This is a genomic window from Paenibacillus sp. CFBP 13594 (assembly GCF_014842675.1).
Lineage (GTDB): Bacteria > Bacillota > Bacilli > Paenibacillales > Paenibacillaceae > Paenibacillus > Paenibacillus amylolyticus_B.
In genome coordinates this window covers 44688-59210 of record NZ_JACYVQ010000012.1, presented here as the reverse complement: position 1 = coordinate 59210, position 14523 = coordinate 44688, and the positions used below count along the sequence as shown (strand labels likewise).

General features: G+C 45.5%; 15 protein-coding genes. 5 read left to right on the top strand and 10 right to left on the bottom strand.

The features are described from left to right. Window positions 1–243 precede the first annotated feature (243 nt). A complete protein-coding gene (locus IFU39_RS27860; protein WP_074093499.1) occupies window positions 244–1125 on the bottom strand; it encodes a diacylglycerol kinase in 882 nt (293 codons plus the stop codon). A 525-nt stretch (window positions 1126–1650) separates the two neighbouring features. Between IFU39_RS27860 and IFU39_RS27855 the strand changes: the two genes are divergently transcribed. Beyond that, window positions 1651–2367 (top strand): NPP1 family protein, encoded by a 717-nt coding sequence (locus IFU39_RS27855; protein ID WP_192135996.1) that lies wholly within the window; start codon window positions 1651–1653, stop codon window positions 2365–2367. Window positions 2368–2545: 178 nt separating this feature from the next. On the opposite strand, the gene IFU39_RS27850 is transcribed toward IFU39_RS27855, so the two are convergent. Both IFU39_RS27850 and IFU39_RS27845 read right to left on the bottom strand, forming a co-directional pair. Beyond that, window positions 2546–2962, bottom strand: a complete 417-nt coding sequence (locus IFU39_RS27850; RefSeq protein WP_192135994.1) for a DUF4395 domain-containing protein — start codon at window positions 2960–2962, stop codon at window positions 2546–2548. A gap of 71 nt (window positions 2963–3033) precedes the next feature. Beyond that, window positions 3034–3960 carry a ketopantoate reductase family protein gene (locus IFU39_RS27845; RefSeq protein ID WP_192135992.1) on the bottom strand — a complete coding sequence of 309 codons (927 nt, stop codon included), beginning with the start codon at window positions 3958–3960 and terminating at the stop codon, window positions 3034–3036. 169 nt (window positions 3961–4129) lie between these two features. On the opposite strand from IFU39_RS27845, the gene IFU39_RS27840 reads away from it, so the two are divergent. Beyond that, the gene (locus IFU39_RS27840; protein WP_091019775.1) at window positions 4130–4699 is read left to right on the top strand and encodes a TetR/AcrR family transcriptional regulator; all 570 of its coding nucleotides are present in this window, start codon (window positions 4130–4132) and stop codon (window positions 4697–4699) included. A 146-nt stretch (window positions 4700–4845) separates the two neighbouring features. Here IFU39_RS27840 and IFU39_RS27835 read toward each other — a convergent pair whose 3' ends face one another. Both IFU39_RS27835 and IFU39_RS27830 read right to left on the bottom strand, forming a co-directional pair. Further along, on the bottom strand, window positions 4846–5631 hold the full coding sequence (locus IFU39_RS27835) for a sirohydrochlorin chelatase (RefSeq protein ID WP_192135990.1): 786 nt from the start codon (window positions 5629–5631) through the stop codon (window positions 4846–4848). Between the two features lies 1 nt (window position 5632). Next, a complete protein-coding gene (locus tag IFU39_RS27830; protein WP_017690665.1) occupies window positions 5633–5923 on the bottom strand; it encodes a YerC/YecD family TrpR-related protein in 291 nt (96 codons plus the stop codon). 454 nt (window positions 5924–6377) lie between these two features. Here IFU39_RS27830 and IFU39_RS27825 point away from each other — a divergent pair, with 454 nt between their 5' ends. Both IFU39_RS27825 and IFU39_RS27820 read left to right on the top strand, forming a co-directional pair. Further along, a complete protein-coding gene (locus IFU39_RS27825) occupies window positions 6378–7013 on the top strand; it encodes a tyrosine protein kinase (protein ID WP_105602049.1) in 636 nt (211 codons plus the stop codon). A 133-nt stretch (window positions 7014–7146) separates the two neighbouring features. Then, entirely contained in the window at window positions 7147–8235 is a 1089-nt protein-coding gene (locus IFU39_RS27820) for a DNA alkylation repair protein (protein ID WP_192135988.1), read from the top strand. 396 nt (window positions 8236–8631) lie between these two features. Here the strand turns inward: IFU39_RS27820 and IFU39_RS27815 are convergent, their stop codons facing one another. From IFU39_RS27815 to IFU39_RS27795, 5 genes are all read right to left on the bottom strand, one after another. After that, on the bottom strand, window positions 8632–9093 hold the full coding sequence (locus IFU39_RS27815) for a DIP1984 family protein (RefSeq protein ID WP_036606052.1): 462 nt from the start codon (window positions 9091–9093) through the stop codon (window positions 8632–8634). A 132-nt stretch (window positions 9094–9225) separates the two neighbouring features. After that, window positions 9226–10185, bottom strand: a complete 960-nt coding sequence (gene corA / locus IFU39_RS27810; RefSeq protein WP_036668386.1) for a magnesium/cobalt transporter CorA — start codon at window positions 10183–10185, stop codon at window positions 9226–9228. Window positions 10186–10492: 307 nt separating this feature from the next. Beyond that, on the bottom strand, window positions 10493–11482 hold the full coding sequence (locus IFU39_RS27805) for an inorganic phosphate transporter (RefSeq protein ID WP_036668387.1): 990 nt from the start codon (window positions 11480–11482) through the stop codon (window positions 10493–10495). A gap of 14 nt (window positions 11483–11496) precedes the next feature. Then, window positions 11497–12117: a DUF47 domain-containing protein gene (locus IFU39_RS27800; RefSeq protein WP_017690670.1), complete on the bottom strand. Its 621-nt coding sequence runs from the start codon at window positions 12115–12117 to the stop codon at window positions 11497–11499. Window positions 12118–12433: 316 nt separating this feature from the next. Further along, window positions 12434–13510: a DUF3048 domain-containing protein gene (locus IFU39_RS27795; RefSeq protein ID WP_192135987.1), complete on the bottom strand. Its 1077-nt coding sequence runs from the start codon at window positions 13508–13510 to the stop codon at window positions 12434–12436. Window positions 13511–13848: 338 nt separating this feature from the next. Here IFU39_RS27795 and IFU39_RS27790 point away from each other — a divergent pair, with 338 nt between their 5' ends. After that, on the top strand, window positions 13849–14391 hold the full coding sequence (locus IFU39_RS27790) for a DoxX family protein (RefSeq protein WP_091019780.1): 543 nt from the start codon (window positions 13849–13851) through the stop codon (window positions 14389–14391). The last annotated feature ends 132 nt before the right edge of the window (window positions 14392–14523 follow it).

The window sequence follows — 14523 nt, the reverse complement described above, 5'->3', positions numbered from 1 at the left end:
CTCAATCACCACAATGTACCCTCTATCAGCTCAACGCACGGTGACCACATGAGATTATACGCGATCCCACCTTACACGGCAACTGGAAACTCCACTTCCATCTCACCTTACCGCAGAGCTGAATCCCACTCTCCTCAACAGTTATGCGATACTGTGCAACCACCGCTGCAGCATCATAGCTTTTCTGAAGCAATCAACATTGCTTTTCGCAAGCGACCCACATTGCCCCCAGCACCCACATTTTTAACGATACAATTGCAGATGATGCTTGAGGTTCGTAAATGTAGCTGGCAGCGTGCCGCCCAACTCTCCATCGAGGTTCAGTTGTACATATCCCGGGGACGTAACTTCCATATGACTCGTCTGGAAATGAACCACTTTCTTGTCGTTCAGATGCTCCCCACGCAGCGCGAGCGTTACGAGGCGGATCATATCGGCCAGATTACACTTGCGAACACCAATCACATCGAACAGACCATCATCAATGGTTGCACCTGGAGCCAACTTCTCGAAGCCCCCGACCGAATTGGTATTGGCGATGAGGAATAACATGAATTCGTCATGGATCTCTTCCTGACCATCGGCGCGAATAATCAGCTCCTGTGGAGACAGGCTCGCCATTTTCTCAATACCCTTCATATAATAGGCCAGTTGCCCAATCATCGTTTTCAGACGACTCGGTACTTCATAGGTCAGTTCAGTTAATGATCCGCCACCGGCGATGTTGATAAAATATTTATCATTTGCTTTGCCCAGATCGAGCGGACGAAGTTGCTGGTTAATGACCAGATCTACGTAATCTTCCCACTGTCTCGGAATGCCGAGTGCACGTGCAAAATCATTCGTTGTTCCCAAAGGAAACACACCCAGCGGAGGACGGTTCTCCCGCTCTGCCATACCGTTAATCACTTCGTACAACGTGCCATCTCCACCAGCAGCAATAATCATGTCATAGCCGCGTTCAATAGCGAGTTCAGCTTCGCGGGTTGCATCACCTTCGCCCGTTGTTGCATGACAAGAAGCTTCAATACCACCTTGATCCAAACGCTGCAAAATATCAGCCAGACGTTTCTTCATTTCTTCCCGGCCTGAGGTCGGATTATATATTAAGCGAGCTTTTTTCATCTCATACGCCACCTATTCCACATTATCCATGAGTCTAAACGACCTCATATTCTTACGTTGCATCAGTCCACAAAAGGGCATATTTTTTACACAATAATGAACTTCCGTTAATGTTGCTCTAATCTTTCGTCTTACCTATATCTATGCATCAGGAATTCCGTCTCATTCCAAAGCCTTTAACTCCTATCATATCATCAAATGTAAAGATGTCCTAGCCTGTAATCCATAAGTATATTTTTTCATATATGTACCCACTAATCCATCCATTATCCAATAAACCTCACACACCGATCCTGAATCTTCCCCACTACCTTTTATGTAAAATAGTCTCATTAATCAACCATTCTGCCCGCTTGGACAGGAATTAGTCTTCGATTTCGATGATCTTCATATGATTATGACATAGATATGTTACAAATTTACAATTCTTAAGATGAAAAGATAAATAACACAAACCTTTTTCCAATATAGTTTTAGTGAACCCTCAACTTAGCACCATATCATACCCTTGAAGGAGAAGTGTATATGAAAAAAATTGTGTTAATGCTCATGGTTTCGCTTATGGCATGTATTCCTTGGGTCACCGTTGTTGAAGCAGCAGAAATTAATCATGATCAGGTTGTCGGATTCCAGGAAGTCACACCAGTCACCGTAATGCAACAAGCAGCCAAGCGTTTTCAGCCGTTTTTGAAGGTCTATCATGGTTGTGTCCCTTTTCCCGCAGTCGATCAACAGGGCAATACCAGCGCTGGCTTGAATACGTCCGGGTCATCCAATGGGAACTGCAGCTCAAATACAGGGCAGATCTACTCCCGCTCCACATGGCACAATGGGGTATGGGCCATCATGTATTCGTGGTATTTCCCCAAAGACTCCCCTTCTGCCGGACTCGGCCATCGTCACGATTGGGAAGGAATCGTCGTGTGGGTCGATAATCCGGCAGCGGCCAATCCCCAAATCCTCTCCATCGCCTATTCCGGTCACGGCCAGTTTACCAAAGTTACACCGAGCAATACCAATACACAAGGTAGCCATCCGTCGATTTCCTATAACAGTACTTGGCCACTGAACCATGAGCTTGGCGTTACTAATGCTGTGGGTGGAACTCAGCCTTTGATCGGATGGGACGATCTGACTTCTGCGGCACGAAATGCACTCAACACGACGGACTTCGGTAGCGCCAACGTGCCTTTCAACGATAACAATTTCACCAACAATTTAAACAAAGCCTGGTTCAGATAAAAAAAACCCTTCAAGTGAACAGCTCACTTGAGGGGAATTTCATGATGAAGTGATCGTATCACGATCGCTATAGGTTCAGGTGAAAACTTGCCGCAAGAAAACTCCTCGGAATATGGCTCTCTTTACTCGAAGTATCGGGCGTTTTCGTCATCGTATCTCCGTCTCGCTTCAGCCAACCTCAAAATCCGATTTTTCGCCCTGCACGCAGCTGTTTATACCAGAAATAGACAGTGCAGCCTACACAATAACCCAGCAGCGCCGCGCTTGCAGCCGCGAGAAGCATGACAGAGAATGCATAACCTGCGATTACCCAGCCAAGCGAGAACGAGATGAGTGCCAGAGACAGGAAGAGCACGGCCAGAATATTGTTGAATCGCTGCAGCTCCACCGCCTGCATCTCTGTACCTTTACCAGTCAACACAGCTTTCCCAATGTGCACAAACAGATTAAGCTTGCCACTGGAAGCCAGACCAACCACCTGAATACTCCACAGCGCTCCCAGAACTACAATTGGATTAAACACAAACGAGAGTAAAACAAACAATACAATACCGACCTGATTTGCTTTCACATAACGCATGGGCACTTCCCGCATCTGTATATCTCCTTATCCCCATTTTATTAGTTGGTTTTATTCTAGTCGGTATGCAAGGAATGAGCAATACTTCATTTAAGGATAGTAAAATCTCTTTTCAGCACGTCCCAATGGGGAGTCCGGATGCCTGTTGTCTTTTTCCAATCGGTAAATGCATTATTTAACGCCTCAATCTCTCCAAAAGAACCCGCGACCAGCTTATGAACCGGAAGCATGCTATAGATTCTCAACAGAAGGTACAACGTTCGTTGATGCTTGCGAATCATTTTAGCCTGAATCTCCGGTATAATCGTTATGCCCATAGCTTCAAGCACGCCGAAGCCTTCCTCCATCGCCCCAATCATATGTTGGATTTGCTTTCTGTTCCCGTCCAATTTGATCAACTCACGCTCCTCATTAAAGCTTACTGCATTAAGCATCAGAATGGGGATGATATGGCTTTTCAGCCAGGCATCAATATCGCTCAGAACATTCAACTTGTATTTCACATGTTGGAAAGCTTGATCCAGCAAAGGTTTAAAACCTATCTCACTGTCCAGACTACCGATCACCATTTGTCCGTTACCTCCACCGACCGATAACATGCGGTCCTTTTCCCGCTTCCCTGCACTCACATGGAATCCAAACGCGACCTGTTTTGCTACCCTGCTGTTTTCCTCCAAAAAGTTTTGCATGCTTCGCGCATCTGCGTTGTTTCCCACAATCACAATATTACTGCTCTGATTCTCTGCCAGAATAGGTAACACTGAAGAAAAATCGTTATATTTCATGACAACAAAAATCAGATCATATTGGTCATCCACTTCCAACGTTCTGGCTACCCGAACCTGATCAACTGTCGTTTTGAATTGAAAAATATGCCGGATGACGATTCCATCCTTCTCCAGTTCCTCTGCCCGCCTCCCTCTAGCCAGAACAGTAACATCATTGCCACCGCGCACCAGAACGTGCGCCAATTGACTGCCCAAAACACCTGCACCATACACTAATATTTTCATTGGTTATCCCTCTATTTTCATATTTTATCAATATTCGTTGCTTTATGAACATTTGTTGATAAAATAAGAGTAACAAAGCACCTACTGTGCTTCAATCGTTAAAATATCCGTTTTTGTTGAAAAATCAACGAATGATTCCTTATTGTTGAAAACCATCATAGGAGGGGCCATGGACAGACGAGTACTCAAGACACGAAAGGCGATAATCGAAGCTTTTGTGGGGTTACTGGAAGAACGGGATTTCGAGCAAATTACGATAAACGATATTGCTGATCGGGCTAATGTAAACCGAGGAACCATCTATTTGCATTACGCAGACAAGTTCGATTTGTTGGATCAATGCATTGAAACCTATTTGCAGCGGTTGTTGGATGCCTGTATGATCGAAAGCTCTACTACAACACCCGTTACGGCCAAGGATGCGCTGCTCAGAACTTTCCGTTATCTGGAACAGCATGCTACTACCTATACCACACTTCTAACCAAAAAAGGTATTCCGGCATTCCGTAGTAAGTTGATGACATTGTTGGTCCAGGGAGTGGAGGAACAAATGGATGCCTGTGGCATCCAGGAAGGTATGAAAAAAGAGATTACCATACAGTTTCTTGCTTCCGCTGCTGTGGGCCTCCTGGAGTGGTGGATTATGAATTCCATGCCTTATCCGGCCGAGGAGATCGTTGACCAATTAATAAATTTACTGGAGCTACATCTGCAATTGCACGCACCCATTAATGGATAAATTAATCCTCGCTCAAATGATCTACAACAAACAAAAACCACGTCCTTCGACGTGGTTTAATTGTTTATGAAGCTATGGAGTTCAAATCACTTGATGCGACATTATTGCGAGCGATGTGATCACACACCTATGCCAAAACGATCACTTCAAGAAGAAGCTTTAACTTCATTACATCTCTCCAGCAAAATCTGGATCTGATGCTCCAGCCACTGCCCGAGCAATGGATGTGGCAACAGTGTCTCTCCGCTGTACACATAGTTCAGTTCCTGCAGCCGACCCGGGATAACGTTCCTCGTGAAATAACCGGCACTCAAAAACAGCGGCGCCACAATGACTCGGTTCCCCCGCTCTTCGCTCCAGTACTTCACTTTGTCGTACACACTCTCCGGATTCAGCAATGCATAATCCGTATGGGCTACACCACTAACTTCCTGTACAAGCTCTGCAAGGGAAGAAATTCCAGCTTCCCATCGCTCGCGAAAACCATCATGAATACTCCCATGACCTACCAGCAGAATCGTTTCTTCCTCCGGTTGCTGCGACAGTAATCGGACCTTGTCCCACACCATCACGGCAATATCCGGATCGTTATCCACTGGATAACCGAAGTGAACCCGAGCCTTCACATCGAACGGTTCCAGATCCGTTTCGCGATCAGGTGTTTCCTTTGCACCAATGGCATATTCAATTTCATCCACATGTGTACTCCCGGATGAAACAAATAGAGGTACGACCAGAATATCGGTTACGCCTTGTGCTTCCAGTCGGTCGATACCGTCCTGGATCAGGCGTCCTTCCACAAGTTCAAGAAAACCGGCTTCAACCGGTAATGGAACAGGCAGATTCAACCGGGAGATCGCGTCATCGACGGATTCCACCCAGGTCTGCTCCTGTGAACCGTGACTGATGATGAGTACACCCGGCTTCTTCATGTTAGCGTCCCAGGCGTTCGAGCGTCATTTTATAACCATCATTGCCGTAATTCAGGCAGCGTTTCACACGTGAAATTGTAGCTGTACTCGCACCTGTCTCTGCTTCAATCTGGTTATACGTATTGCCTTTACCCAACATACGAGCCACTTCCAGCCGCTGGGACATGGATTGGATCTCGTTAACTGTGCAGAGGTCATCAAAGAAAACATAACACTCTTCAATATCTTTTAGCGTCAAAATAGCCTCGAATAGTTGTTCAATGCTTTTATCATTTAGCTTTTTCAGCTGCATTTCATCATCATCCCCTAGCGGTTACTGTGTACCTACATTGTACTCACACTGAGTTGGTATTTCAAGCGTTACCGATTTCACGCACTACAGAATAAAAATACATGTTACCGCTTACAAAAGGTACTATTGTCCTCCCCTCGCGCACATCAGACGAAATTACCGCGCTAATTCCCAGTTTTCACCTGCATATATCCGATTACTTATGTAGGATTTCAATCTACTTAAATGTGACAATTTTGTGTCCAAACTTCGTTTTCTCTTCGGGAACCTGCCATCATGCCATGCGCCCAAATCCGCAAATATCCCGTTTTCCGGGACACCCGCCTACGCCGTCTCTCCGCGAATGACATACAGTATAACAAAAGGGAGTTCCACAAGGGTCTATGATGTACATCTGTCATGCAACTCATGGAACGCAATTCCGAAATCCAACATAGAAGGAACGTGATCGTTCATGCCACAGCATTATTATCACCGCCAGCCACCACCAGGGCAGCGTCCGTCTTCTCATGCTCATCGACAGGCACATACTTCTGCCTATATGCCGCCCGGTGTGGTTCCGCGGTCTTTAAATGAAACTCAAATTCAACCGATGTATCCTGGCGTAGAACCACACTACCCGGGCTTTGGTGAAGTCGAAGCTTCTGCAGTCGTACCCTATGGGCAGGGTGTGTCTGGCGGGAACTTTTATGGAGGTGCAGCTCAGGTTGTTCCCCCAGCTCCAGTAACGGCGCCTGCTACTGGCAGTACCGGCTTTTCGTTAGCCAACATCGGTGAGTTAAAAGGAATGATCGACCGCTTCGGCGGTATTGATGGAATCATGAGTGGAATAGGCAAAATGCAGAAGGTCGTTGGTGGCATCCAGCAGATGGCTCCGATGATGAAACTCGTTATGGGCATTCTGCCTTTTGGAAAAGGAAAATCGAATAACAGCGCAGCTGATGCAGACTATGAAGAATATACGCCGCCCCGGAAACGCAAAAACAAACGTCGGAACAAAACAACGAATGCTACACGTCGCCGCAATACAACTCCAGTCCGCCGCAAATCCAATTCCACGAAGCGCCGTCCCAAAAGTCGCAAAGGTTAAGGAAATTCAGGCACCCCCTTACAGAAGGCGGGTGCCTTAACACCGTTCATCGGTAGACAAATAATTTTCAGGAACTTACGTTCTTATTTCTGTAATTTGAGGTATACTGAATAGTAACTAAAGGAGGCGGACCATGGAACTTATCAAAGACAAATACACTCCCGCATTAATCGATCGGACCGGCGAACAGTTGCGTCAATTCTACCCGAAGCTGGATACACAGCAATTTCATGAATTGGTTTTCGCTGAAGGCTGGGAACAGTTGGAATTCAAAGCGCGCATTCGCAGAATCACACTGGCTTTGACCCAGGTACTGCCGGACAATTATGAGGAAGCATTACATATTATCGAACAAGCCGCCCCGACGATGAGAGGCGTTGAATATCTATTTGTACCGGATTTTATTGAAGTGAACGGACTTGACCCAGAAGATTACGAGTTATCCATGAAGTATCTGACCCTCTTCACACCTTATTCCAGCTCGGAGTTCGCGGTACGCCCGTTTATTGAACATTATCCAATCCAAACTATGAAACATATGATGGCGTGGGCAGAGAGTGACAACGAGCATATCCGCAGACTTGCCAGTGAGGGCAGCCGGCCACGTTTGCCATGGGGTGCCAAACTCCAGAACTTTATCACTGATCCAACACCTGTACTTCCGATTCTGCATGCATTGAAACAGGACGAGTCCCTCTATGTTCGCAAAAGTGTCGCCAATCATCTGAATGACATCTCCAAGGACCACCCTGAACTGGTTATGGATCTGGCCACGACCTGGTACGGACAACATGTACACACAGACTGGATTGTCCGGCATGCCAGCAGGTCATTACTGAAGAAAGGACATCGCAAAGCACTAAGTCTTTTTGGTTATAACGAGCAGGATGCGATTCACATTGAGCAGCTTCAGCTTGTACAGGATACGATTAGCATTGGCGAGGATCTTCATTTTTCGTTTGATGTCGTTAATGAGAGCGGCGAGTCACAGATGCTGCGAATTGAATATGAGATGGGTTATATGAAGGCAAACGGCAAACAGGCCCCTAAACGATTCAAATGCTCCGATAAAATGTACCCGACAGGCAGAACCAAGATAGCCACTAAACAATCGTTCAAAGTCATCACAACGAGAAAATACTATGCTGGACTGCATACGTTAACGATTGTTGTGAATGGCAAAGAGGCAGCAACGACTTCTTTTATCCTTGAAGTGGAGTAACAGGAAAACCTCGTAAGTTATACACAGCTTATTGCTGCGGAATAGTTATTCACATGTGGATACATTTTTTTTCAAAACTTCTAATAGAAGAATCAGAAAGGCCACCTGGCAAACATCATCTCCCGACAGTTATTACTGCCCGAGATCATGGCCCAGTGGCCTTCTTCATATGTAATTCAAACTGCAATTCCCCTTACCCACCCTCACCGCTATCCAAAGACCTGCATATGGTCGTAACAATTAGAAAGATACACGATACATCCATGCTGCGCATTCTTGTAACAATATTGGGCTAAATGATGATGTGGGTTAGACATGGCCCAGCGTCTACCAGGTTTCCAACTTCCCGTTGGTGGGTTATGCTCGCTTCATTTGGATAGGGTTACCGACGCAGTTTTATTCCTCGATTAAGTCTATGGTCCAGTTCTTCTCCTGAATTTTAAAATCCAGTTCCCGGTAGGATTTCGAAAGGCTATCCACTTTATGTTGAATATCTGCTATGTTCACGGTTCGCTCATACTTTACTTCAGAACGACTGTACCGATCCTGGCGAATGGACGCATTCTGCAAAACTTCGTTAAACGATGCTCTTTCTTGCATGATTCCATCCCGCTCTGCAAGGGCATCAGCAAGCGTAACTCCTGCAGTGAAGTCAGTCTGTGCATTGGTCTTATTAATTTTCTTAACCAATACCGTCAGGCTCCGGATCGTATTCTCCAGGTCGATCATAAGCAACTGCGGGTCCTCTGCTGGCTGTTCACCTTCCTGAACTTTGACTACGCGTTCCAGACGTTGCTTGAGCTGAGCTATCTTCTTCTGCTCATCCGCTCGCAGTACAAGAGCCTCTGCCAATCTCATCGTATCCCATCCTTCCACAATTATATGTATGGATAATTCATCCAGATTCTATTCACTCACATATCGTTATATTTTACCTGTGGATACACGTTATTACAAGTTTATGTTACTAACATCTGATTACATTCGTTCTCACTTGAACCATCCCCGCTTCACAAACCAGGCCACCATACTCCCGCCAAGCACAAACATTAACAGCAGCACCGCGCCATACCCAAATTTCCACTGAAGCTCAGGCATATAGGCAAAGTTCATGCCATAAATACCCGCGATCAGTGTGAGCGGCATAAATACAGTCGTGATCACCGTGAGTGTCTTCATGATCTGATTCATCCGGTTGGAGTTCAGGGAAATATAACTGTCGCGCAGGTCAGCGGTCATCTCCCGATCGGCTTCAATCATGTCCGTCAGCTTCAATAAGTGGTCATAGATATCAGTAAAATAAGCCGTATGTTCACCTGTTCGCTGCACATGCTGGGAGTTCACCACCCGATAGAGCAGATCCCGCATCGGTACTACAGTTCTTCTAAGCTTCAGCAATCGAGTCCGCAGATCAAACACCTGGTTCATCAAGTCTTCAACCGATTCTTGTCCACCCCGGTTCTCCAGTTCAGCCAGTTCATCCTCAATCGCAAATAAAGACGGAAAATAATGATCGACCAGCTTGTCCATCACCGTATAGGCTGCTGCCACCGGACCTCGCGCCCAGATGGTTCGTTCATGTGCATGGTGCAACAAGCGCTCCCACGCTTCATCCACTTCCTCTAATACGCCATGATGAAAAGACACTAGGAAGTTTGATCCGAGAAACAAGTCAACCTCCTCGGCCTCCAGTGTGGACGGGTTCAGTGCATGCAGTACAAGAAACTGCAGATTATCATAATAATCAAGCTTTGGCCGCTGCAACACATGCAGACAGTCCTCAATAGCTAAAGGGTGAAAATGAAAATATGTATCCAGCAAACGGCTTTCCTCTTCCGTTGGCTGGTTAAAATCGGCCCATACCCAGGCATAATCGTTCAGATCCAGCTGTGTAAGTGGTACGTTAACGGAGACTTGATGTTCTCGTGTAATGGCGAGTGTACGAATCATAAATCAGATCACATCCTTGTCCTGTATCTTTACGTTATTGTACACAGGTGCCTTCAAACTCGACAACAAAAAAAGCCAACCCTGTTGGCTTCTCTCATTTCCCTATCCACAGTTCCCTGTATCCACAGGAATATCTTCTTTTGGTTTATCATTCCACGGATGGCTATCCACATATCCAGCCTGTCCACACGTTCATGCACAGGCGTCTCTTGATTTTGGTTGTATATTTATCCACATATCCCGATATTCACACAGTTATGAACAGATTGTCTGGTAACTCCGAATTTGTTCGGGATAACTTCTCTTTTTAGAAAATAATCCAGTACAATAATCCTGCCAGTGCCCCAGTAATCGGAATCGTAATGAACCACGTAATAATAATACGTCCAGCAAGTCCCCATTTCACCGCAGAGAAACGTTTCGCGGAGCCCACACCCAGAATAGCTGATGTGATCGCGTGCGTTGTACTAACTGGAAGGTGAAGCAACGTTGCTGTGAAAATAACGGATGCAGCTGACAGATCCGCCGCAAAACCGTTGATCGGTTCAATTTTAAAGATTTTGGTACCCATCGTTTTGATGATTTTCCAACCACCAATGGATGTACCCAGAGCCATCGCAGTTGCTGCTGAGATTTTAACCCACAGCGGAACATCCAGATTATCCTGCACACCTGCTGCAACCAGAGCAAAGGTAATAATCCCCATCGCTTTCTGTGCATCATTCGTACCATGCGTGAATGCTTGCAGTGCTGCCGTGAAAATCTGTACTGTACGGAAACCTTTGTTCACATTATGCGGACTGCGTTTGGCGAAAATATATTTGAGAATCGTCATGACCACATAACCAATGGCAAATGCGATCAGAGGTGATAATAACAAACCTCCGACGATATCAATGAATCCGCTCCATTTCACTTTATCAGATCCTGCGCCAACGAGCACGGCACCTGCAAGGGCTCCAATAAGTGCATGTGAGGAAGAAGACGGAATACCAAACCACCATGTAACCAGGTTCCAGATAATCGCTGAGATCAAGGTGACTATGACGACCTCTATCCCGTTATCCAGCGTGGTGGGGTCGGTCACACTCCCACCAATCGTCTTCGCAACGCCTGTGAACATCATCGCACCGACAAAGTTCATCACCGCTGCCATAAGAATAGCTCGACGCGGCGTCAGTGCTCGGGTTGAGACCGAAGTCGCAATGGCATTGGCCGTGTCGTGAAAACCGTTGATGAAGTCAAACGCCAGTGCAAGGAAGACGACTATACCCAATACCCAAATCGTTGTTTCCATTATTCTCTGGCTCCTTAAGAATTACGCATAATGATGGATTCAAGCACGTTCGCCACGTCTTCACAAGCATCCGTTGTTGTCTCAAGACGTTCGTAAATTTCCTTACGCTTGATCAATTCAATCGGATCAGACACGGTAGCGAAGAGATGTTTGATACACATGCGCAGCACTTCGTCGCCTTGGTTTTCCAGATCATTCAAACGAATGGTGTACTCACGGATCGCGAGCAATTTTTTCTGAGACAGCAGATGGATCGCCTTCTGAATTTCATAAGCCGATTGGCGCAAAATTTCAGCAAACTGTATGACGAACTCATCATCTGGATCTGTCAGTTGGTACATATAGAAACGGGAAGCCGTTGCTTCGAGTCCGTCCAATACGTCATCAAGTGTTGTTGTCAGCTCCATAATATCATCGCGTTCGATCGGCGTGATAAATGTTTTGTTGAGTTCTGTAATGATCGTATGCACGTAATCATCACATTTCGACTCGTACTTCTTCATTTCATTAGCAAAAAGAGTCACATCCTGAAGGTTGGAAACATGCTGGGAGAAATAATCTGCCGCTTGAACAACCGTATCTGCCATATTCTCCAGTGTCTCAAAAAATATATCCTTCTTCTTCTTAAGCTTCATAGCTCTATCCCCTTTACGAGAAAAATTGCCGACAACCGATGAAACATGAAATGACAACCTTTGATATCTTATCATATTTGTTTCATGGTTTGTACAAAAGGTGTGATCCTTTTTTATATTCTTATCACATTAATCTGAAATGAATCTTAATTATTTGGAATAATGGTAAATTCAAGTCAATATTTTACACTGCGTTTACAATTCGACATCAAAATACAGAACCGACACGATTCTACTTTTTACGCTAAGGACAAATATAATGCCTTTTCGACGACAAATGGATACATGTTTCATTGTTTTCTTTCATTACATCCTTTTATTGCTGCACAGCGAGCTTCACATGACTGGAAAATTCCGGTTGATTGGGAACAATGCTGATAAAGGTTTTACCCGGCACAAGAGCAACTTCACTGCCACCCTGAACAAACCGTATAATATCTCCCTGCTTCTTCACCCACTGCCCACGAATCATCTTGCCCTTCTGAAACAACATGGCTTCCCCGCCCTGTTCCAAATTAACGGACAACCGACCTACACTATCGAGGACCTTGTGATCTGCACCTGCCACAATGATGTTCGCTGCACCAAGTTGAGTTTCATTATCCATATCCTGATCTGCCTTGCCATTCACCATTCTCATATATCGTCCGCTAACTTCATCATAATCATACGTCACCCGGTAACTATCCAATAAATAATGGATATCGAATTGCTTCACTGCCTCTCCTGCGGATGTCGCTCCTTCTTCATTATAGATGTATACCGGCGACTTGAAATCATGGCTGTAACCCTTGATATCTGACCCTTCTCTCAGCTTGTCCGCTGAAGTATACAGATTATGAGGGGCTTTACGATCTGAGGAACGCCAGAAGTAAGGTCCACCATTCGAGATTTCATCCATATGCTGTTTCTGCTGCCTTTGCAAAATGGAATACGCCTCCGGACTGCCTCCGGCATGAACAAGGACCCCATCATAACTCTCACCGAGCTCAATTAGATATGGACGTATACTGCGAACGGGTCCAACTGTCTCCGCACCGCCTTCACTCTGGAAGATGGCTATGAAGCGGGTAATGCCTCCCTCAGCGAGAACTTCAAGAATGATATCGGCTGAACTTAGACCCGATTGGGGCCGAGCTGCGGGTGCATTATTAATCATTACGGCGAGTGGTCGACGCGTAATCGCTTCATCTACAGGTAGACCTGTCAGAGGTGCTGTATAGAGAGACGTGTTGGATTCCTCCACGTGTTCTTCTTGTACAGGTGCAGGTGTCGGTTCTGGCTGAACTGGCATCTGCAACACCTCCTGGTTTTGGCAGGCAACAAGACTTAATGAGAGAATAAACAGAGATGCAGCCGATGATGCTGCTTTGTTCCATTTAAAAAGCTTCAATAGAGGACCTCCTGAACGATATGGCCTGGTTCTAAGTTGTGATATATGTCTCATGTGGGCAACCATTTCACGTATTTCTTTCCATTTAATCACACCCCATCCGATTTGTCTGCGCCTAGAAGGCCTTGATACAGCTTGAAATTCACATTTGAAACAGCATATAGCCAGAAAAATATGTCCTAAATGTGAACTTCTCAAACCTTACTTAAAATTTGAACTAGATTGTGATTTTAATCACAAACAAAACAACTTTTGAACTATACAATAAAGACATCAAAGGTGATCACTTAGAAAAAACAAAAACAACACACACTAGATTCCATGAAGGAGTGGTTTATATGTTCAGCACAAACCAATGGCTTAGAGAAAACAAAGTAGCAATGTGGATTTTGACAGTACTTCGGGTGTATATCGGTTATGATTGGATGACTCACGGATGGAGCAAATTGACTGGCGGATTCGAAGCTGGCGGGTTCTTGGCCGGTGCCGTAGAAAAAGCAACAGGTGATCACCCGGCTGTCCAAGCTTGGTGGGCAACGTTCCTTGAGAAATTCGCAGTACCAAACGCAGGACTGTTCGACTTCGTTATCCCATTGGGTGAATTCCTTGTAGGTTTGGGTCTCATCCTCGGTTGCTTCACTACACTAGCAGCACTGATGGCTATGGTCATGAACTTCGCGTTCCTCTTCTCGGGAACAGTAAGCACGAATGCTCAACTGGTTGTAATGGAAATCTTCCTTGTCGTTGCTGGTGCAAATGCAGGTAAAATCGGTCTGGATCACTGGGTACTGCCTTACCTTCGCGGATTGTTCACTCGTAACAACAAAGGTAATCTTCCTAAAGACACACCAACGATTAGCCCTACTCAAAAAACAGCTTAAGCAATCATTCATAGAATTCTCGGCCCTGCTTCCAATCCCCCTGGAGAGCAGGGCTTTTTACTTTTCAAAAATCTGCCCGAATGCCTGACTGACTTGCCCATCCACAGAAAATCGTATTATGATAAAATAAAG

Coding starts and splice junctions, on each gene's coding strand:
- IFU39_RS27860 (WP_074093499.1), bottom strand. CDS start 1,125: ATGAAAAAAGCTCGCTTAATATATAATCCGACCTCAGGCCGGGAAGAA.
- IFU39_RS27855 (WP_192135996.1), top strand. CDS start 1,651: ATGAAAAAAATTGTGTTAATGCTCATGGTTTCGCTTATGGCATGTATT.
- IFU39_RS27850 (WP_192135994.1), bottom strand. CDS start 2,962: ATGCGGGAAGTGCCCATGCGTTATGTGAAAGCAAATCAGGTCGGTATT.
- IFU39_RS27845 (WP_192135992.1), bottom strand. CDS start 3,960: ATGAAAATATTAGTGTATGGTGCAGGTGTTTTGGGCAGTCAATTGGCG.
- IFU39_RS27840 (WP_091019775.1), top strand. CDS start 4,130: ATGGACAGACGAGTACTCAAGACACGAAAGGCGATAATCGAAGCTTTT.
- IFU39_RS27835 (WP_192135990.1), bottom strand. CDS start 5,631: ATGAAGAAGCCGGGTGTACTCATCATCAGTCACGGTTCACAGGAGCAG.
- IFU39_RS27830 (WP_017690665.1), bottom strand. CDS start 5,923: ATGCAGCTGAAAAAGCTAAATGATAAAAGCATTGAACAACTATTCGAG.
- IFU39_RS27825 (WP_105602049.1), top strand. CDS start 6,378: ATGCCACAGCATTATTATCACCGCCAGCCACCACCAGGGCAGCGTCCG.
- IFU39_RS27820 (WP_192135988.1), top strand. CDS start 7,147: ATGGAACTTATCAAAGACAAATACACTCCCGCATTAATCGATCGGACC.
- IFU39_RS27815 (WP_036606052.1), bottom strand. CDS start 9,093: ATGAGATTGGCAGAGGCTCTTGTACTGCGAGCGGATGAGCAGAAGAAG.
- corA (WP_036668386.1), bottom strand. CDS start 10,185: ATGATTCGTACACTCGCCATTACACGAGAACATCAAGTCTCCGTTAAC.
- IFU39_RS27805 (WP_036668387.1), bottom strand. CDS start 11,482: ATGGAAACAACGATTTGGGTATTGGGTATAGTCGTCTTCCTTGCACTG.
- IFU39_RS27800 (WP_017690670.1), bottom strand. CDS start 12,117: ATGAAGCTTAAGAAGAAGAAGGATATATTTTTTGAGACACTGGAGAAT.
- IFU39_RS27790 (WP_091019780.1), top strand. CDS start 13,849: ATGTTCAGCACAAACCAATGGCTTAGAGAAAACAAAGTAGCAATGTGG.